Origin of the sequence: Pseudoalteromonas sp. SW0106-04 (assembly GCF_001293805.1) — a bacterium.
In the GTDB taxonomy this organism is placed as follows: domain Bacteria; phylum Pseudomonadota; class Gammaproteobacteria; order Enterobacterales; family Alteromonadaceae; genus Pseudoalteromonas; species Pseudoalteromonas ruthenica.
On sequence record NZ_BCAI01000013.1, the window covers coordinates 1 to 20,154 of the forward strand.

A 20,154-nucleotide genomic window follows, 5' to 3' on the forward strand; every position below is an offset into this window, starting at 1 on the left:
ATAGTGGGATGTCAAAAACAAACTTTGAGTTCCAAAAGGATTCATCTCGGTTTGGTTGGGGTTTTGTTTTCCTTTTCTTTGAAGATTTTCTGTAAAGATATGCTTCGATCACAAGCTTGTATGGACAATAACTATGCTCTCTCTCCTTTAAATCTAAGAAAAGTTTATCAAAGTAATTAAGTTCACAATCTAACATCAAAGATTCCATTCGGTATATAGTGTTATGCCATTTCACTAACCTAAACCATTGCACAATGAAGAGGAACCAGTAAGCTCTGTGGTTCCCTAGACACACTTATGGCAGAAGCAGAAATAGGGAAATACTACCAGTCCTCGTTGCTATCTGAGCTAGCTCGAACACGTTTTGGAGCATAAAACGAGTTACGCCTGAAAATCTGATTTTGGCGCTGAATCGACCGTCGCACCAAATACTATATCGCTATAACACCCCTATTCTTCCCCCGCACTCGGGTAACAATAAACGGGTTACAACAGCGATTGCGCAAACAAAAAAGCAGCTCATTATAAGCCGCTTTTGAAAGCTATAAGCCTAAGAGAGTTTAAATAAAGCGTTTAACGACAAAGTCCACTTTGACGCGCTTAGCTTGGCCAAGAATCTTTTGCACTGGCTCTGGGTAATCAGCCATTTGCTCCAGCTCTTTATAGCTGTTCAAGCGGGTACAATGTTGCATAATCGCCTGCTTTTCTTGCTCTATCGCTGCAACCATTTGTCCGTCTTTATCATCAATAAAAATGCCGTTTTCGATATCCAGACCCCAAGCTCGAGGATTAAGGTTATGACCACTTAATAAGTGGTAGCGCTTGTCGCTGCATATACCCTTTAAGTGAAACGAGTTGCTGTCATGTTTCCACAGGTACACATTAAGATTACCCGCTTCGATGAAGCGCTTTTGGTTCTTTAAGAACTTGGCCAAAATGGTTTCGTATAAATAAGGCAGTGCCCCTACTTTCGAAAAGCGCTCAGTCGGAGGGATGTAAAAATCATTGGCGGTTTTATCACCGACAACAATGGTTACTTGCTTACCTTGACGTAACAGCCTGCGTAGCGCTCTTAATAGCGGCGTTGGGAAATTAAAGTAAGGAGTATAAAGCACAAGCTCATTATCGGTGATATCAAACAGTTGCTTAATTAAACGATTAAGTTTGTTGTTGCGCCGCCCAAGCCCAATAAAAGGACGTACGGTTAAGGGGGCATGACTGTCTTGGCTGCTCTGGCGATAACTTGCTTTTTTCAGCGCCCTTACTAATTGCTTGTGCTCAGCTTTAATATCGATAAACGCCGGAATTGGCCGTTTGTCTAAGCGCGGCACGGCATCAGAGGCGATTAAGGTCTGCTCTATAAACTCGACAAAGGCGTCACTTAATTGTGCTTGCTTGATAACAAAATACCGGTCTAAGCGGTAGCGCTCGAAATAATGTAGATAAACGTTATTTAGGCTTGCACCGCTGTACAGCAAGGTGTCGTCGATGACGAAGCCTTTGAGATGCAGCACCCCAAACAGCTCCTTTGCCTTTACTGGCACACCATATACTTGCACGTTGGAGCCGCTTTGCTGCAAGCACTGGTAATACAAAGCCGCATTGCCCTCGCTTTTGTCGGCACCAATGAGCCCACGCTGAGCACGATGAAAATCGACCAGTACTTTTACTTCCAACTCTGGGTTTTGGCGCGATGCGTCATGTAATGCATCAAGAATTTCCCGACCCGCTTCATCATCTTGGAGGTACAAAGCGGTGATATAAATACGGTGTTTAGCCGAGGCAATCAGCTCAAGCAGTCGCTGCCGGTAGCTTTTTGCATCAAGTAAAATATCAATGTCTTGTTGTTCGAGCGCATAGCCCGCTTGATGTTGCCAAAAATACATGAGGCCCTTATTTTTCTGCGTCGCCGGGGGCGCACCCTCGGGGTGAGTTTATAATTGCCCTAGAACATAGCAAAAAAAATATCACAGGTCATGAAATAACGGTTTGTTATTCGTTATTTGCTGCAATAACGCACAAGTACAGATTTTTTGACATCCTGCGGTTTTAGCGTTGAGTTATGTTTGCAAAATTGTTTACTTATGGATTGTTTTTCTTAGAATCACCCGCATAACTATGTTCACATGAATTAATTGGAAAGTTGTATGAGCGCCAAACACTGTAAATTACTTATTCTTGGCTCCGGCCCAGCGGGATACACCGCAGCCGTCTATGCCGCCCGTGCTAACCTTAACCCTGTGCTGGTTACTGGTATTCAACAAGGCGGTCAGTTAACCACGACCACTGAAGTTGAAAACTGGCCTGGCGATGCCCACGGTTTAACGGGTCCGGCTTTAATGGAGCGTATGAAAGAGCATGCTGAGCGCTTTGAAACTGAAATTGTGTTCGATCACATCAACGAGGTGAATACCCAGGTTCGTCCGTTCGAACTCAAAGGCGACAGCGATACGTACACAGCCGATGCGCTGATCATCGCCACCGGTGCATCAGCTAAATACCTTGGCCTTGATTCAGAAACGGCCTTCCAAGGCCGTGGCGTGTCTGCGTGTGCGACCTGTGACGGATTCTTTTACAAGAACCAAAAAGTGGCTGTTGTTGGTGGCGGTAACACCGCTGTTGAAGAAGCGCTGTATTTGTCTAACATCGCCTCTGAAGTTCACGTAATTCACCGCCGTGATAGCTTTAGAAGTGAGAAAATCCTTTCTGATCGATTATTAGAAAAGGCTGAAAACGGCAATGTAACTATCCATTGGAATCGTACACTTGATGAAGTGTTAGGTGACGACATGGGCGTAACAGGTGTGCGTATTAAAGATGCCAATTCTGACGCCACCGAAGAGCTTGATGTAATGGGCGTGTTTATTGCTATTGGCCATAAGCCGAACACCGATATGTTCCAAGGCCAGTTAGAAATGAAAGACGGTTATTTAGTTGTTGAATCAGGTCTAAATGGCAATGCTACACAAACCAGTGTGGAAGGTGTTTTTGCTGCCGGTGACGTGTCTGACCACATTTACCGCCAAGCAATTACCTCTGCTGGTACAGGCTGTATGGCGGCGCTCGATGCAGAGCGTTACCTAGATAACTTAAAATAAGTATTGATGGGGCTACGGCCCCATTATTCTATGACTCAATATTTACACCACTTGGGTAGCATTGACGAAGGCTTCCCACACCCGAATACTGCGCTAGAGAACCCTGATGGCCTCCTTGCTATTGGTGGTTGCCTTAGCCCTTCACGCTTAAGCGATGCGTATCGCCAAGGTATTTTTCCTTGGTATAGTGAAGGTGAACCTCTTATGTGGTGGTCTCCTAGCGAGCGCGCCGTCATCGAGCTTGATGATTTCCACGTTAGCCGCAGCCTGCGTAAAAGCGCACGCAAACTCGCTATCAGCGTAAGCGTGAATCAGTGTTTTGCTGAGGTTATCCATCAGTGCAAAGTCCAACGCATAGCGCAAGAAGGTACTTGGATCACAGATGCGATGGAGCACGCATATATCCAAGCTCACCATCAAAACCTTGCCCATAGCGTCGAAGTATGGCAAGGCCCCCGTTTGGTTGGCGGACTTTATGGCATTATGCAGTCACGCGTGTTTTGCGGTGAGTCGATGTTTTTTCGCCAACGGGATTGCTCCAAATTAGCGATGTGGGCGCTGGTGGAATTGCTCAAGCAACATGGTGGAGATTTTATCGACTGCCAAATGATGAACCCCTATTTGGCGCAGTTGGGGGCAACTCCCCTACCCAGAGAGGATTTTTTAGCTAGACTTAAAGAGAGTAATCAATATCCCATTGATTTGTCTTTTTGGCGAGCACGACAACTAGAGTCTCCTTATGGCGCAACACCTTCCCATAAAAATAGGCCTTAGCCAACGTTTTCCTTGTAGTTATCTTGATGAACAAGAAGAACAGCTGTTGGTTATTCTTGATCCCTTATGTTATACCCCGCAAGGGTTTGAAGCGCTCTTGCAACATGGCTTTCGCCGTAGTGGTGAACAAATATATCGACCCCATTGCCCCAGTTGCACAGCCTGTGAATCGGTGCGCATATTAGCCAGTGAGTTCACACCTTCACGTTCGCAAAAGCGTAAGCTTAATAAAGTCAAAGAGTTTGCCGTGCACGTGAGTCACTTTGAACGCCCTGAATACTACCCGCTGTACGAACGCTATATTAACGAGCGCCACAGTGATGGCAGCATGTATCCCGCTGAGCGCAGCCAGTTTGAAAGTTTCTTACTGTGCAAGTGGATGAACATCGCTTTTATTGAGCTTTGGCATCAAGAACGCTTGATTGGCGTTGCCGTCACCGATGTTATGCCCAACTCCTTGTCTGCTATTTATACTTTTTTTGACCCAGATTATGAGGCGCTTAGCTTGGGAAGCGTGATGATCCTCAAACAGATAGAGCATGCCCAGAAGCTAGCAAAAGACTTTGTCTATTTGGGATATCAAATCGATGATTGTCGCAAGATGCGCTATAAATTGCAGTACCGACCAGCGCAAAGATTGCGTGCAGATGCGTGGATTGCCGTCGAATGAGCACAAATTCGACAAATTCAGTGCCTTGGCTTTACTTATTCGTTGCTTTTCGGCACAATCGCATGCGTTTAACTATCACAGAGGTGTTACGCTAGATATGGCGAAAGAAGACGTAATTGAAATGCAAGGGACGGTACTTGATACCCTACCTAATACTATGTTCCGTGTAGAACTAGAAAACGGCCACGTAGTTGTGGCGCATATTTCCGGTAAAATGCGTAAAAACTACATTCGTATTTTGACTGGTGATAAAGTAACTGTGGAACTTACGCCTTACGACTTAAGCAAAGGCCGCATCGTTTTCCGCGCGCGCTAATTTGCCAGCGAAGCCAGTTTAGCAAAAAGCCCAGCAAGTGCTGGGCTTTTTGCTAAGTGCCACGCACATTAGGCGGGGCTAAGCTCTTCAGAGTAGTTAAATTCCAGTTTATCGTTTTTGACATCCACTTTCACATCACCGCCATCAACGAGCTGACCAAATAATATTTCGTTAGCTAATGGTTTCTTAACTTGCTCCTGTATCACTCGCGCCATTGGCCGTGCACCCATGGCTTTGTCATAGCCTTTATGTGCCAACCAAGTACGTGCTTCGTCGGTCAGTTCAAGGTTGACTGATTTCTTATCAAGCTGTGCTTGCAGCTCTACCAAGAATTTATCAACCACTTGCAAGATCACCTCGGTATCAAGGTGGTTGAACCAAATGATATTATCCAAACGGTTTCTAAACTCTGGCGTAAATACCTTGTTGATTTCCGCTAACGCATCATGCGATGAGTCTTGCGTGGCAAAACCAATGGAATTTTTCACCGTTTCTTGTACACCCGCATTGGTGGTCATCACTAAAATAACATTACGGAAGTCCGCCTTACGGCCGTTGTTATCGGTTAGTGTGCCGTGATCCATAACCTGCAACAGGATATTATAAATATCACTGTGTGCTTTTTCGATTTCATCGAGCAGCACAACGGCATGTGGCTGCTTGATCACCGCATCAGTCAATAGCCCTCCTTGCTCGTAACCAACATACCCAGGCGGTGCGCCTATCAAGCGACTTACTGCGTGGCGCTCCATGTACTCAGACATATCAAAGCGGATAAATTCGATCCCCAAGCACTTGGCTAACTGCTTAGTGACTTCGGTTTTCCCTACCCCGGTCGGACCGGCGAACAGGAATGACCCCACCGGTTTATCTTCATTGGCAAGTCCTGAGCGCGACAAACGTATCGCAGAAGATAAAGCCTCAATTGACTGATCTTGACCGAACACCAACATTTTGAGGTTGCGGTCGAGGTTTTTAAGCACTTCTTTGTCGCTTGAAGACACACTTTGCTGCGGAATACGCGCTATCTTAGCGATAATTTGCTCAATATCGGCAACATTAATGGTTTTCTTGCGCTTAGATACAGGCTGCAAGCGTTGATTTGCACCCGCTTCATCAATGACATCAATGGCCTTATCCGGTAAATGACGCTCATTGATATATTTTGCACTTAGCTCTGCCGCTGCACGCAGTGCCTTTTGGGTGTAGCGTATGCCGTGGTGCTCTTCATAACGCTCTTTCAGACCATTAAGAATTTTTGCAGTGTCTTCAACGCTTGGCTCGCTCACATCTATTTTTTGGAAACGACGCACTAGAGCGCGGTCTTTTTCAAAAATATTCTTAAACTCGTTATAGGTTGTCGACCCCATGCAGCGAAGCTCACCACTTGATAGCAATGGCTTAATTAAATTCGATGCATCCATGACGCCGCCCGATGCTGCGCCGGCACCAATAATGGTGTGAATTTCATCAATAAAGAGAATAGCCCCAGGTTCTTTTTGAAGCTGTTTGAGCAAACTCTTTAAACGTTTTTCAAAATCACCCCGGTACTTAGTACCAGCAAGCAAGGCCCCCATATCAAGGGAGTAAACCACGCCATCGGCGATAACCTCAGGGACCTCATTGTGGATGATACGATAGGCCAGCCCTTCGGCTATGGCCGTTTTACCCACGCCGGCTTCGCCGACCAACAACGGGTTATTCTTTTTGCGCCGGCACAACACTTGAACAGTACGCTCCACTTCTTGATCGCGACCGATCAGCGGGTCTACCTGCCCTTTTTCTGCCTGCACGTTGAGGTTAGTGGTGTATTTGTCGAGAATATTTTGCTCTTCCGACGCTTCACCACCCATCTCTTCGTGAATTTCTTCATGATCACCGAGTTCTTCACTCTCGTCGTCCATGCGCGAAATGCCGTGGGAGATAAAGTTCACTACATCGAGGCGATTAACGTCGTTTTTCTTCAATAGGTAAACGGCTTGGCTCTCTTGCTCAGAGAAAATAGCGACCAGCACGTTGACGCCTGTGACTTCACTTTTCCCAGACGACTGCACATGAAACACGGCACGCTGTAAAACACGCTGAAAACCGAGTGTTGGCTGGGTTTCCCGTTCTTGTTCAAGATCTGAGATGACCGGCGTTGTTTCATCAATAAACTCAGACAATTCGTTACGCAACAAACTCAAGTCAACACCGCAGGCAATGAGGGCTTCATTCGCGGATGGATTATCTAGTAATGCCAGCAGCAAATGCTCCACCGTCATAAACTCATGGCGGCGTGTGCGGGCTTCTTTGAACGCGTTGTTCAAGGTAATCTCTAGATCTTTATTTAGCATTGGCAACCCCCAAAACTTTCAAACTTTTATTCCTGCTCACAACTGCAAAGCAGTGGATGCTCATGGTCACGGGCGTAGCGGTTAACCTGCTCTGTTTTGGTATGGGCAATATCTGCAGGGTAGATACCGCAAACCGCTTTACCCTCGTGATGGACCTTGAGCATCACGTCTGTTGCTCTTTCGCTATCCATATTGAAAAACGTTACTAATACTTCAATAACGAAGTCCATGGGCGTGTAGTCGTCGTTATTTAAGATTACCTTAAACTTACGCGGTGGCTGCAGCTTTTGCTTTTGCTCGTCACGACTACGCTCTACAACACCTGAATCTTTCATTCCACTCATATCTAAATATAGTCTTGTCTCTAGATCTCAAGCAAACCTGAAATCAAAAATAAATAAACTGTTAAAAAAATGCACAAAAAACTTGACTGAATGACCAAATAAACTACAGTCAAACGTGGACTGGCTATTCATTCGCCAGTCTAACAAACTATCAGGTTTAGATTAACTAAATTAGTCAACTTATAGAAGGATGTAGAAGTATGGCTTGTGGAAAAGTCAAATGGTTCAACAACGCCAAAGGGTTCGGTTTTATCCAAGAAGATGGTAGCGAAGAAGATATCTTTGCGCACTATTCCACTATTCAGATGGACGGATATAAAACACTGAAAGCTGGCCAAGATGTTACGTTTGAACTGCAACAAGGGCCTAAAGGCCTGCACGCAACCAATATTGCACCAACTGATGGCTCTGAACCGCTTTAATGCGGAAAGACCTAAGTGCTTTTGACGCGTACGCAGACATTAAACAGTACATCGAAGAGCGGGCTTTGCAGTATTTCGGCTCGCTTTGATTTCCCCCTGACCCCTACCTCATTTTTATTTACCGTAAAATTCGTTCATTTGTGTAAACATTACTTGAATTTTTTCTAATCGCCCTAACGTCTAGGTGAATGGAGCTTTTCTGTTTAGCTTGTTACACTGCCATACAGTAACAGCACGAGTTGGCCGCGCTAAACTAGACTTTAAAAGCGGTCGATACGATACAACGATAAATTAGGACACAAAATGACCTCGAAAATCATTTATACAAAAACTGATGAGGCGCCAGCCCTGGCTACCTACTCACTCCTACCTGTTATTGAAGCCTATTCCAAAGCTGCGGGCGTTGAGGTAGAAACCCGTGATATCTCGCTAGCGGGGCGCATCATTGCGCTATTCCCCGATTTCCTAAATGAAGATCAGCGCATTGGCGATGCACTTGCCGAATTAGGTGAGCTGGCAAAAACACCTGAAGCAAACATTATCAAATTGCCTAACATCAGTGCCTCAATTCCACAGCTGAAAGCGGCTATTAAAGAGTTACAAGCGCAGGGTTATGCCCTTCCAGATTACCCAGATGAGCCAAAGAACGAGCAAGAACAAGACGTTAAAGCACGTTATGACAAAGTAAAAGGCAGTGCGGTAAACCCTGTATTACGTGAAGGTAACTCAGATCGTCGTGCGCCTTCTTCTGTAAAAGCGTACGCTCGCAAAAACCCACATTCAATGGGTGCATGGAGCAAAGATTCACAGTCACGTGTCGCGTCAATGCAAGACGGCGATTTCTTCGGCTCTGAGCAGTCAGTTACCGTTGATAAAGCCACTAGCGTACGTATCGAGCATGTTGACGGTGCAGGTAACACCACCGTATTGAAGCCGGAAGTAAAATTACTTGATGGCGAAATTATTGATGGCTCACGCATGAGCGCAGCAAAATTACAGGCCTTTATTGGCGAACAAATTGATGCTGCGAAAGAGCAAGGCGTGTTGTTCTCGCTGCACATGAAAGCCACTATGATGAAAGTGTCTGACCCAATTATCTTCGGCCACGCTGTTAAGGTGTTCTATAAAGACGTTTTCGACAAGCACGGTGAGCTCTTCAATGAGTTAGGCGTAGACGTTAAAAACGGTATTGGCGATGTGTATGCACGTATCGAAAACCTTGATGAAGCCAAGCGCAAAGAAATTGAAGCGGACATTATGGCCGTGTATGACAAGCGCCCACGCGTAGCCATGGTTGACTCAGACCGAGGCATCACCAACTTACATGTACCCAGCGATGTGATCATTGACGCGTCAATGCCAGCTGCTATTCGTTCGTCAGGTCAAATGTGGAACGCCGATGGCCAGTTGCAAGACGCCGCATTTGTTATCCCAGATCGCAGCTACTCTGGCGTATACGATGCAACCGTTGAGTTTTGTAAAAAGCACGGCGCATTTGACCCAAGCACCATGGGCAGCGTGCCTAACGTCGGCTTGATGGCGCAAAAAGCAGAAGAGTATGGCTCACACGATAAAACGTTTGAGATTAAATCAGCCGGTAAAGTACGCGTTGTCGATGCGAACGGTCACACCTTAATCGAGCACGATGTTGAAGCCGGTGATATTTGGCGTATGTGTCAGGTTAAAGACGCGCCTATCCAAGACTGGGTTAAACTAGCAGTGAATCGTTCACGCGCGTCAAACACCCCTGCGGTATTCTGGTTGAATGAAAACCGCGCCCATGACGCCGAGCTAATCAAAAAGGTGAACACCTATTTACCTCAACACGATACTGACGGCCTAGATATTCGTATCATGGATCCAGTCGCGGCAACGCAGTTCTCATTAGAGCGTATTAAAGATGGTAAAGACACCATTTCCGTTACCGGTAACGTACTGCGTGACTACCTAACTGACCTATTCCCAATTCTAGAGTTGGGAACCAGTGCAAAAATGCTGTCTATCGTTCCATTAATGAATGGTGGCGGCCTGTTTGAAACTGGCGCTGGCGGTAGTGCACCTAAGCACGTGCAGCAATTCCAAAAAGAAAACCACTTACGTTGGGATTCTTTGGGTGAATTCCTTGCACTGGCAGCATCATACGAGCACCTAAGTGGTCGCTTTGACAATGCCAAGGCACAAGTGCTCGCCGATACGTTAGATGCAGCAACGGCGAAGTTCTTAGATGAAAACAAATCACCGTCTCGTAAAGTGGGTGAAATCGATAACCGTGGTAGCCACTTCTACCTAACGCTGTTCTGGGCCGAAGCGCTTGCAGCTCAAGATGACGATGCTGATCTAAAAGCACGTTTCACAGAAATTGCAGGTGAGTTGCGTAGCAACGAGCAGAAGATTATGGATGAGCTTAACGGTGCCCAGGGTAAAGCCATGGACATTGGTGGTTATTACCAGCCAAATGAACAGCTTGCCTTCGGCGCGATGCGTCCAAGCGAGACATTTAACGCGATTCTAGCTAAACTTAAGTAATCGCCATTAATGCATTGGAAGGCACCCATAATGGGTGCCTTTTTTATTGGAAAAACTAACATTGATGAAACAACCACGTGGATTTAAAGGCGCAAGCGGACATGCGCGCACGCGCCCAAAAAAAGCCAGCAAGCCCCCGTTGCCGAAAGAGCAAGTAAAAGTCGTGCTGTTTAATAAGCCTTTCGATGTGCTTAGCCAATTCACCGACGCTGAAAAACGGCAAACCCTAGCCGATTTTATTCCAATTAAACATGTGTATGCCGCTGGTCGCCTAGATAGGGACTCTGAAGGCCTGCTACTACTTACTAACTGCGGTAAGTTACAACATCAACTGGCCAATCCGAAAAAAAACACCTTTAAAACCTATTGGGCCCAAGTCGAAGGCGCAGTCAGTAAAGAAGCGCTTGAGGCACTACGAACCGGGGTCGAATTAAAAGATGGTCTGACCCGCCCTGCCAAGGTAAGTGTGATTGCCGAGCCACCTCACCTTTGGCCTCGCAACCCGCCTATTCGTGAGCGCAAAAGTGTGCCCACTACCTGGCTGCAAATTGCTATCAGTGAAGGGCGTAATCGCCAAGTAAGGCGCATGACCGCCCATGTGGGCCACCCCACCCTTAGGTTGGTAAGAGCCAGTATAGGTGAGTATCAATTGGGTGAGTTACAACCCGGTCAGTATCAGGAACTGCGCCCTTATGCATAAGCCAAATGTCACGGTCGCCATGGTCGTAAAGTGCGCAGAGCGCTATTTACTGGTAGAAGAGCGCGATAAAAGTACCGGTCAGCGCGTATTAAATCAGCCAGCGGGCCATTTGGAAGCGAACGAAAGCTTAATAGCAGCAGCGCAGCGCGAGTTATTGGAAGAAACAGGGCTCAACCTCGCGCCGCAAGGCCTAGTGGGTATTTACAGTTTACAAGCGCGCAATGGCACCCATTATTTACGATTTTGCTTTTTTACTGAGCTCGATGAAGCAAGTGAAACCGCTCCCCAAGATAGCGATATAATTGCCTGCCACTGGCTGAACATAGCGCAAATCAAGGAGCAGCCATTGCGTTCGAGCATCGTGTTAACATGCATTGATGACGCCCAAAACCGCCCTATTTTACCCTTAGAATATCTGCGTCATTGTCAAGACTAAGCGCGCAGCAGTACTTCAAGCCCTTATGTAAGCGTGGTATAATCCGCGCCTTAGTAGCAACGTGATAGTTATTTTCAGTTTTTATGACCGATAACAGCCAAATAAAAGTCATCGTCGGCATGTCCGGCGGTGTAGATTCCTCCGTCTCAGCATACCTGTTAAAAGAGCAAGGCTACCAAGTGGAAGGCTTGTTTATGAAAAACTGGGAAGAAGACGACAATGACGAATATTGTGCCGCCGCCGAAGATTTAAAAGATGCGGAAATGGTATGTGAAAAGCTGGGAATTGAGCTGCATACGGTCAACTTCGCTGCCGAATACTGGGATAACGTGTTTGAGTACTTCTTAGCCGAATACAAGGCAGGACGTACCCCGAACCCAGATATCATGTGCAATAAAGAAATCAAATTTAAAGCCTTTTTAGAATTTGCTGCAGAAGCCTTAGGCGCCGACTATATAGCCACAGGTCACTATGTGCGCCGTGAGCAACGCGGTGATAAGTTTGTTATGCTGCGCGGCGAAGACGACAATAAAGACCAAAGCTACTTTTTGTATACGTTGAGTCATGAACATATCGCGCAAACCCTCTTCCCAGTCGGTGATATTCCCAAGCCACAAGTGCGTGCCATCGCTGAGCAAGAAGGCCTAGTCACCCACGATAAAAAAGACAGCACCGGTATTTGCTTTATCGGCGAGCGCAAATTTAAAGACTTTTTACAGCGTTACTTGCCCGCCCAACCCGGTAACATTGAAGACACCGAAGGTGAAGTTGTCGGCGAGCATGAAGGGTTGATGTATCACACCCTAGGACAGCGTAAAGGCCTGCATATAGGCGGCTTAAAAGAAGGTTCAGGTGAGCCTTGGTATGTGGTTGATAAAGACATTGAGCGCAACGTGCTTATCGTTGGCCAAGGCAAGAATCATCCACGGCTATTTAGTAATGGCTTAAACGCCAATCAACTGCATTGGGTTGATCGCATCGGGCCTAAGGGCACGTGCCGACTTACGGTAAAAACCCGCTATCGCCAACAAGATATTCCCTGCACCGTGGTCGCTGGTGAAGACGGCGTCGCACGCGTGCTGTTCGATGAACCGCAAAAAGCGGTAACACCCGGTCAATCGGCGGTCTTTTATGACGGAGATCTGTGCCTAGGTGGCGGCATTATCGACTCGGTGATTAAATAATATGAATGCCAATCAGATCATGGCCTTAGCCGCTATGTGCCAAGTGGCCATTCAAGTACAAAAGCTCGCTAAGTATGGCCAAGCCCAGCAAAGTGATATCGAACCCCTGCTCAATTCGCTGGTAATTACCGACCCGGATAACGTCGAAGATGTATACGGCTCTCGTCGCGAACTATACAGCGGCTATCGCGCCCTGGTGGCTCAGCTAAGTGCCGGCACCGAGAAAAATGTCGAACTCGTGAAATATGTCGGTGGCTTAATTCAGCTTGAGCGCATCTTAGCGTCCAAGCCCGAGGCGTTGAATAAGTTGGGTAGTGAAATTCAAACCACTAAACATAAGCTGACTCATTTAGAGCTAATGGATGAGTCCATTATTGCCGCTTTTGCCGAGACATATGCGACGGTAATAAGCCCCCTAGGGCAGCGTATCCAAGTATTTGGTCAGCCTCAACTACTGAAACAAAGCAGCATCCAAAACCGTATTCGCGCCCTGCTATTAGCCGGTATTCGCGCGGCGGTGTTATGGCGCCAGTTAGGCGGTAAACGGCGGCACTTTATTTTTGCCAAGCGCAAGATGTTGGCATTGGCCAAAGAACAACTTTAAACCCCGGCGCCGCTTCCGGCGGCGTACACATAGACATTATCGTTCAAACGTAAAACTTAGGAGTTAATATGGAGCTTTCAGCGTTAACCGCGATCTCTCCGGTAGATGGGCGCTACGGTAGCAAGACCAGCGAATTACGTAGCATTTTTAGTGAGTACGGCCTAATCAAATACCGCGTACAGGTAGAAGTACGTTGGTTACAAGCTCTTGCTGCTGCCGAGCAGATCACTGAAGTTCCGGCTTTAAGTAGCGAAGCCAATGCACTCCTCGATGGCATTGTCGCCAATTTCAACGAGCAAGACGCACAGCGTGTCAAAGATATCGAGCGCACCACCAACCATGATGTTAAAGCCGTTGAATATTTACTAAAAGAAAAAGTGGCTGATAACGCTGAGCTTAACGCCATCAACGAATTTATCCACTTCGCCTGCACCTCAGAAGACATTAATAACCTATCTCATGGTTTAATGCTGCGCGAAGCCCGTGACAGCGTATTACTCCCTTACATGGATCAACTGCTTGAGGCCATTAAAGCCAAAGCGGTTGAGTACAAATCGGTGGCGATGATGACCCGCACTCACGGTCAGCCTGCCTCGCCTTCGACCATGGGTAAAGAGTTCGCCAATGTTTATATGCGCTTAAAGCGCCAACGTGATCAGGTTGCGAACATTGAATTGCTTGGCAAAATTAATGGCGCAGTCGGTAACTATAATGCCCACCTAAGTGCTTACCCAGATTACGATTGGCACAGCCACGCCGAGCGTTTTGTTACTAGCCTAGGCCTAAGCTGGAATGCCTTTACAACGCAAATCGAGCCGCACGACTATATCGCCGAGCTGTTTGATGCCGTCGCCCGCTTTAACACCATTATCATCGACTTTGACCGTGATGTGTGGGGTTATATTGCTTTAAACCACTTTAAGCAAAAGACCATTGCCGGTGAGATTGGTTCATCAACCATGCCACATAAAGTGAACCCGATTGATTTTGAAAACTCCGAAGGTAACCTTGGCATCGCCAACGCTATTTTCGCCCACCTAGCGCAAAAACTACCAATTTCTCGTTGGCAGCGTGACCTTACCGACTCAACCGTATTACGTAACTTGGGTGTGGGCATGGGTTATACCTTGATTGCCTACCAAGCAACGTTAAAAGGTGTAAGCAAGCTCGAAGTGAACGAAGAGCGCCTACTGGCTGAGCTCGACCAAAACTGGGAGCTGCTTGCTGAGCCGATTCAAACCGTAATGCGTAAATACGGCATTGAAAAACCGTATGAAAAGCTTAAAGAGCTGACTCGAGGTAAACGTGTAGACCAAGCCGCTATGGCCGAGTTTATCGATACCCTTGCGTTACCAGAGCAAATCAAAGCGCAGCTAAAAGAATTAACACCGGCAAATTATATTGGCCGTGCCGTTGAATTTGTAGAAAACCTATAAGTCCATCGACAGTGATAACATAAAAGCGAAAGGGCTGCCCTTTCGCTTTTTTATTGGGAGAAACTATGTATAGCTTAACAATCAATGAGCTGACTAAAGAACAGTTTTTGCAGCACTATTGGCAAAAGAAGCCGCTGCTGATAAAAGCGGGCTTTACTGATTTCAATGATCCACTTTCACCCGAAGAGCTTGCCGGACTTGCTATGGAAGAAGGAATTGAATCACGGATTGTCACCAATGATGGCAGCTGGCAATGTCTAAATGGTCCTTTTGAAGACTTTAGCGCCCTTGGCGAGTCTGACTCAACCTTGCTGGTGCAGGCGGTGGATCACTGGCATCCTGAGGCAAGTCAATTACTGGAACCATTTCGATTTATCCCGAATTGGCGTATTGATGATTTAATGGTTAGTTACTCTACCCCAGGCGGCGGCGTTGGTCCCCACTTAGATCAGTATGATGTGTTCATTATTCAAGGGCAAGGTCAACGCCATTGGCGCGTTGGCGAAGTAAATAAGAACCTACGTCAATTCAGTGCTAATAAAGGATTATTACAAGTCGCACCCTTTGAGGCCGTCATTGACGTGCAATTAGAGCCCGGCGATATTCTCTATATTCCCCCGAATGCACCGCACGAAGGCTATGCTGTGGCCCCCTCGCTGAACTACTCGGTGGGCTTTCGCGCTCCCAACCAAGTTGATTTAATGAGTGCCTTTGCCGATCACCTTATCGATCACGACCTAGGTCAACCTCGCTATGGCGACCCAGAACTGGCAATTCGTAGTAGCCAAGGTCAACTGCATGACCACGAGCTGGAGAGCTTACGGGCGCTCATGCATCAAGCGATTGATGATGACAGTGTGTTCTTACGCTTTATTGGCGAAACTTTAAGCCAGCCCAAGCACGACAAAGACTTACTCCCTGTTGAACCCGCCATGTGTGCAGATACAATCTGCGACTATGTGAGCGATTATCCGCATTTATACAAGGCAGGAGGCTTACGAGCCCTATACATTACTCGCGATAACGCGGTGATACTATTTGTCGAGGGACACAGCTTTTCCCTACCGATTGAGCATCTTGGCGTTATACAGGCGTTGTGTGATCAGCAAAGCATCTGTACATCCCAACTTGAGCCTGCGTTAAATTGTTTACTTTTTCGTCAAACCTTGTCTACACTGATCAATGAGGGATACTGGTACAGTGAATAGGAGGGTGTATGTCCTATCAGATCCACCAAGTCGACTGGGGATCACAAGACAACCCAATAAGGCAAATTCGCGAAAGGGTTTTTGTGTGTGAGCTGAATATACCAAAGGCCATCGAGTTTGATGGCCGTGATACAACCGCCCTGCACTTTATTGCCTATGCAGATAACGGCGAACCCGTTGCCACTGCGCGGCTATGTAAAGATGGCTTACTTGGCCGTATAGCCGTGCTACCGCCGCATCGAAACCGAGGCATTTACTCGCAAATGCTCACTTTCATACTGAGCAACGCGGCTAGCAATGGCTTAGAGTCGATATGCATTAACTGCTTACTCGATGAAGTTGAGCGTTTTAAGAACAAGGGTTTCTCGCCGTGTGGATGCGTGTTTATGGAAGCGGGCATCCCAAGGCAACGCCTGCAATGCCCCATTGCACAATGTGATTCAAGCCCTTTTACGATGGTTCATTAACCCATAACGCGTCTTTGTCACACAGCTCATACAAGCCGTGAGCGCGCTTGATTAGCAGTTGTGCAAAGTCGTGTTGGGTTTTATCTAAGTTTTGACTATTAAGTAGTTGCTCAGCTTGCATTTGCCACTGCAACGAGAAATAGCGCATTGCCTCACGTGCGTTGGTGGCCGCTGTAACCTCAACATGGTCAGCAGGCAAGCGCCCTGTGATCACCCAATAGGTTTTGCCGTTCTGCGCTCTGAATTTCCACACCGCACACAAAGGGGCGAGGAACCGACTGTCTTTGTCGACAACCGATTTAGGCATAATGCCCTTCTCTGCTAAGTGCTTTTGCGCACTTTGGAAACAGTGGCGTTGGAATTCGCGAATTTCTTGTTCTTTTTGCTGTTCTTGTTGTTCTGACATGTTACTACTTTTTTATCTGTTAACGCTGGCTTCACTTTACGAATTACCACTGCGTGTTGCAAGAGCTACGACAGATTTTACCGTTAATTACCAAGTACTTTTGCAGGGTCCACTTTGCTGGCCTGCCAAGCAGGGTATATAGAGGCTAAAACAGTGATGACTAAGGCAATCACAGCAATAGCAACAATATCTTGCCAATGGATTTGCGAAGGCAAAAAGTCGATAAAGTAGACCCCTGCCAACTTGTTCTCACCGATGAAGGCACTCCACCAAGCAAAAAGTTCGGTGATGTTCATGGCTAACAGTACGCCGATACCAATACCCACTATAATCGCAAACAGCGCTGACACGACACCTTGCAGTAAAAATGAATGCATAATCACAAAGTCACTGGCCCCCATGGTGCGCAATATAGCGATGGCGCTTTGTTTTTCTTTTACTTCCATAAACAGCGACGAAACGATATTAAAGCTCGCCACCGCGATGATCAGAAAGACGCTTAAATACACAATAGTGCGAACCATTTGAATGTCCGCATAGAGGCTCCCTTGGGTTCTTATCCAGCTATTGACGTACACATAATCACTGAGTGTACGGCCTATGGCCATTGCCTGAGTTTGCGCGGCAAAGACATCATGCAGTGTGACTCTTAGCCCTGTGACCTGATCGTCAGCCATTGAAAAAGCCGACTGCAATCTAGACATAGGCAGATAAATCAATTGCTTATCAAGCGGCCCATGGCTGTTTAGCATTCCCACCACCCGACCTTGAATACGGATCGGCGCAGACAGCCCTTTGCTTTTATTGGTCACATCACTCATTAGCAAAGTGATATCGTCACCAATATTAACCGCCAGTTGTTTTGCTAGCTGCTGGCCGATAATAAGGTCATTGCCTGCGATTTGTGCTAAGGGTTTACCATCAATAAAGTCATCGGCGATTGATACTTGGCTTTCAAACTCCGGCACAATCCCCCGAAGCTGAGCGGCAGCAAGTTCACCTCGATATTGCGCCATGGCATTGGCAGCAACAAAAGGCGCTGCGCTGGCTACCGCATCCTGCTCTGCCAGTTGCTGGCGTTTCGCTTGCCAGTTATCAATAGGGGTATCAGCGGCGACATACTCTACATGCGGCACCAAGGCTAGCAGCCGCTCTACCAACTGCTGCTGAAACCCATTAACCACCGAGAGCGCTAATATCAGTACCGCCACACCGAGGATAATGCCAAGACTGGAGCTTTTCGCCATAAAGCCCATAAATCCTGAGTGATGCTGAGATTTACGAAACCGCCGCGCAAGTTGGTAGCTTAGCTGTAGGGCATTCATCGCGCTGAGCCCACCACAGATTCATGAAGCACCCCTTCATCAAGTTCAACTTGGCGACTCAACTTCCCTGCTAACTCCAAATCATGGGTTACCACCACAAAGCTGGTTCCTAAATCTTGTTGTAATTGGGCAATAAGCTCATAAATACGCTGAGCATTATGTTTGTCTAAGTTACCTGTGGGCTCATCGGCCAAGACTAAGGCAGGCTCGTTAACGATGGCCCGAGCAATAGCAACTCGCTGGCGCTCTCCACCGGATAGTTTGGCAGGTTTATGGCTCAAGCGGTGTGAGAGGCCAACGCGCTCAAGCATAGCTGCAGCCTTTTGCTGGGCTTGTTTAGCGTTGGCCCCAGCGATGAGCAGTGGCATAGCGACATTTTCTAGGGCGGTAAACTCCATCAATAGGTGATGAAACTGATAGATAAAACCGAGATGCTTGTTGCGAAACTGGGCCTGTTGCTTACGACTGAGCGCTGCAACGTCGGTATCACTGATACGTAATTCGCCGCTACTTGGTACATCTAAGGTGCCAAGAATATGCAGCAAAGTACTTTTTCCAGACCCAGAGGCGCCAACAATGGCAACACTCTCGCCGCGCTCTAAAGATAAATCGATGCCTTTTAAAACAGTAATTTCTTCTGCTGCATCGGCATATGTTTTGATTAGGCTTTCACAGCGTAACACTGCATTACTCATATCGTAGAACCTCTGCCGGGCGGACCTGCGCCGCTTTTTTTGCTGGGTATAGCGTTGCTAAAAAGCTCATAAAAATCGCTCCGGCAACAATCGCTAATAAATTAATAGAGGATACCACCACGGGCAGCTCCTGCTGCCCTAGAAGCTGGATTCCTATACTCGCTAAAAGGGTATTCAAATTGCTCACCACCAACAGTGCCAATACGGCGCCGATAATGCTACCGACTACACCGTTGTACATGCCCTGAACCATAAACACGCGAGCCACTTGACGGTAGTTAAGCCCTAATGTTTGCAAAATAGCGACTTCACCTTGTTTTTCTCGCACCATCATGGTCAACGACGAAACAATGTTAAATACCGCCACTAATATAATCAGCCCGAGCAGTAAGCTCATGATACGCTTTTCCATTGCCACTGCTGAAAACAGACTTCCCTGACTTTGCCGCCAATCGGTTATGCCTTCACGCTGGCCGATGAGTAGTTTACGTAGCACCTCATCCACCAAGAAAGGGTCGTTGAGAATCACTTCTAATGGCGCATGCGCTTTATCACGGATGCGCATCACGCGTTGCAATGATTCGCCGGAGGTAAATAAGGTATGCATATCAAGCTCGGACCCAGTACGATAGATGGCGTTAATGGTAAACAATCGCTGTGCGGGAATGCGCCCCATGGGGGTATAGGTCGAGACACTGGGAATGGTCACGCGCAAAGTGTCTCCCAAGCCGACCTGCAAAGAGCGAGCAAGATAGCGGCTGATAGCGATGGTGTAGCGCTGGGCAAAAACCTGGCTACTATCGCCTACTTCAACATGTTCAGTGACATGCTCAGGAAGCGCTTCATAGGGTGCTTGCAGCAATACACCTTGGATATCGGCGCTGCTTTGTACAATCGCCTGCGCTTGATGGTAACGGTTGATAGCTTTGACCTCAGGCATTTGCTGCAACCCCGTCTGCAGTGCTTGTTGCTGCGCTTCACTGCGTTGCTGCATATCGATTTGCAAATGAGGGATCATGGATAACATTGAGCGTTTGAGGTTGTTTTCAAAGCCATCCATCACCGACATAACCGTAAACAAGGCGGTGATCCCTAAGGCGATGCCAGCGATGGAGAAAAACGACACAAAAGACACAAAGGCACTGCCTTTGGAGAGTCGCGAATATCGCAGGCCAATAAATAAACTGACAGGCTTATACATCAACAG

General features: G+C 47.1%; 21 protein-coding genes. 13 read left to right on the forward strand and 8 right to left on the reverse strand.

The features are described from left to right. Together W04_RS19125 and pssA are read right to left on the reverse strand one after the other, a co-directional pair. Positions 1-196 (reverse strand): hypothetical protein (locus W04_RS19125; RefSeq protein ID WP_231658161.1); only part of this gene is annotated, 196 nt, incomplete at its 3' end. 364 nt (positions 197-560) lie between these two features. Then, positions 561-1,886, reverse strand: a complete 1,326-nt coding sequence (pssA, locus tag W04_RS14250; RefSeq protein ID WP_053911289.1) for a CDP-diacylglycerol--serine O-phosphatidyltransferase — start codon at positions 1,884-1,886, stop codon at positions 561-563. A gap of 261 nt (positions 1,887-2,147) precedes the next feature. On the opposite strand from pssA, the gene trxB reads away from it, so the two are divergent. From trxB to infA, 4 genes are all read left to right on the forward strand, one after another. Then, on the forward strand, positions 2,148-3,098 hold the full coding sequence (trxB, locus tag W04_RS14255; RefSeq protein WP_053911290.1) for a thioredoxin-disulfide reductase: 951 nt from the start codon (positions 2,148-2,150) through the stop codon (positions 3,096-3,098). 30 nt (positions 3,099-3,128) lie between these two features. Continuing rightward, on the forward strand, positions 3,129-3,872 hold the full coding sequence (aat, locus tag W04_RS14260) for a leucyl/phenylalanyl-tRNA--protein transferase (RefSeq protein WP_045978765.1): 744 nt from the start codon (positions 3,129-3,131) through the stop codon (positions 3,870-3,872). Beyond that, positions 3,838-4,542, forward strand: coding sequence for an arginyltransferase (locus W04_RS14265; RefSeq protein WP_022944172.1), 705 nt, complete (start codon positions 3,838-3,840; stop codon positions 4,540-4,542). Before aat ends, W04_RS14265 begins: the two co-directional genes overlap by 35 nt. A 97-nt stretch (positions 4,543-4,639) precedes the next feature. Then, positions 4,640-4,858: a translation initiation factor IF-1 gene (infA, locus tag W04_RS14270; RefSeq protein ID WP_010560183.1), complete on the forward strand. Its 219-nt coding sequence runs from the start codon at positions 4,640-4,642 to the stop codon at positions 4,856-4,858. Positions 4,859-4,926: 68 nt separating this feature from the next. Here the strand turns inward: infA and clpA are convergent, their stop codons facing one another. Together clpA and clpS are read right to left on the reverse strand one after the other, a co-directional pair. Further along, positions 4,927-7,194, reverse strand: coding sequence for an ATP-dependent Clp protease ATP-binding subunit ClpA (clpA, locus tag W04_RS14275; protein WP_053911291.1), 2,268 nt, complete (start codon positions 7,192-7,194; stop codon positions 4,927-4,929). A 26-nt stretch (positions 7,195-7,220) separates the two neighbouring features. Next, on the reverse strand, positions 7,221-7,538 hold the full coding sequence (gene clpS, locus W04_RS14280) for an ATP-dependent Clp protease adapter ClpS (RefSeq protein ID WP_053911292.1): 318 nt from the start codon (positions 7,536-7,538) through the stop codon (positions 7,221-7,223). Between the two features lie 200 nt (positions 7,539-7,738). On the opposite strand from clpS, the gene cspD reads away from it, so the two are divergent. From cspD to W04_RS14325, 9 genes are all read left to right on the forward strand, one after another. Then, positions 7,739-7,960: a cold shock domain-containing protein CspD gene (cspD, locus tag W04_RS14285; RefSeq protein ID WP_022944168.1), complete on the forward strand. Its 222-nt coding sequence runs from the start codon at positions 7,739-7,741 to the stop codon at positions 7,958-7,960. A 303-nt stretch (positions 7,961-8,263) separates the two neighbouring features. Continuing rightward, positions 8,264-10,486 (forward strand): NADP-dependent isocitrate dehydrogenase, encoded by a 2,223-nt coding sequence (locus tag W04_RS14290; protein WP_022944167.1) that lies wholly within the window; start codon positions 8,264-8,266, stop codon positions 10,484-10,486. Positions 10,487-10,550: 64 nt separating this feature from the next. Further along, complete coding sequence (locus W04_RS14295) at positions 10,551-11,186, forward strand: pseudouridine synthase (RefSeq protein ID WP_053911293.1); 636 nt, start codon at positions 10,551-10,553, stop codon at positions 11,184-11,186. After that, entirely contained in the window at positions 11,179-11,622 is a 444-nt protein-coding gene (locus W04_RS14300) for an NUDIX hydrolase (protein ID WP_053911294.1), read from the forward strand. Before W04_RS14295 ends, W04_RS14300 begins: the two co-directional genes overlap by 8 nt. Before the next feature lie 83 nt (positions 11,623-11,705). After that, a complete protein-coding gene (gene mnmA / locus W04_RS14305; protein ID WP_053911295.1) occupies positions 11,706-12,806 on the forward strand; it encodes a tRNA 2-thiouridine(34) synthase MnmA in 1,101 nt (366 codons plus the stop codon). Position 12,807: 1 nt separating this feature from the next. Beyond that, positions 12,808-13,410 (forward strand): high frequency lysogenization protein HflD, encoded by a 603-nt coding sequence (gene hflD / locus W04_RS14310; RefSeq protein ID WP_053911296.1) that lies wholly within the window; start codon positions 12,808-12,810, stop codon positions 13,408-13,410. Positions 13,411-13,478: 68 nt separating this feature from the next. Continuing rightward, positions 13,479-14,846, forward strand: coding sequence for an adenylosuccinate lyase (gene purB, locus W04_RS14315; RefSeq protein WP_053911297.1), 1,368 nt, complete (start codon positions 13,479-13,481; stop codon positions 14,844-14,846). Between the two features lie 65 nt (positions 14,847-14,911). Beyond that, positions 14,912-16,054, forward strand: coding sequence for a cupin domain-containing protein (locus W04_RS14320; RefSeq protein ID WP_053911298.1), 1,143 nt, complete (start codon positions 14,912-14,914; stop codon positions 16,052-16,054). A gap of 8 nt (positions 16,055-16,062) precedes the next feature. Continuing rightward, on the forward strand, positions 16,063-16,521 hold the full coding sequence (locus W04_RS14325; protein ID WP_022944160.1) for a GNAT family N-acetyltransferase: 459 nt from the start codon (positions 16,063-16,065) through the stop codon (positions 16,519-16,521). Here the strand turns inward: W04_RS14325 and W04_RS14330 are convergent. The 4 genes from W04_RS14330 to W04_RS14345 form a co-directional block, all read right to left on the reverse strand. Beyond that, positions 16,505-16,927 (reverse strand): DUF4826 family protein, encoded by a 423-nt coding sequence (locus W04_RS14330; RefSeq protein WP_022944159.1) that lies wholly within the window; start codon positions 16,925-16,927, stop codon positions 16,505-16,507. The two genes, W04_RS14325 and W04_RS14330, sit on opposite strands and share 17 nt — an antisense overlap. An 83-nt stretch (positions 16,928-17,010) precedes the next feature. Then, positions 17,011-18,252 (reverse strand): lipoprotein-releasing ABC transporter permease subunit, encoded by a 1,242-nt coding sequence (locus tag W04_RS14335; protein ID WP_053911299.1) that lies wholly within the window; start codon positions 18,250-18,252, stop codon positions 17,011-17,013. Continuing rightward, positions 18,249-18,947 (reverse strand): lipoprotein-releasing ABC transporter ATP-binding protein LolD, encoded by a 699-nt coding sequence (gene lolD / locus W04_RS14340; RefSeq protein ID WP_053911300.1) that lies wholly within the window; start codon positions 18,945-18,947, stop codon positions 18,249-18,251. The genes W04_RS14335 and lolD overlap by 4 nt, the downstream gene beginning before the upstream one ends. After that, complete coding sequence (locus W04_RS14345; protein WP_053911301.1) at positions 18,940-20,148, reverse strand: lipoprotein-releasing ABC transporter permease subunit; 1,209 nt, start codon at positions 20,146-20,148, stop codon at positions 18,940-18,942. The genes lolD and W04_RS14345 overlap by 8 nt, the downstream gene beginning before the upstream one ends. Between the last annotated feature and the right edge of the window lie 6 nt (positions 20,149-20,154).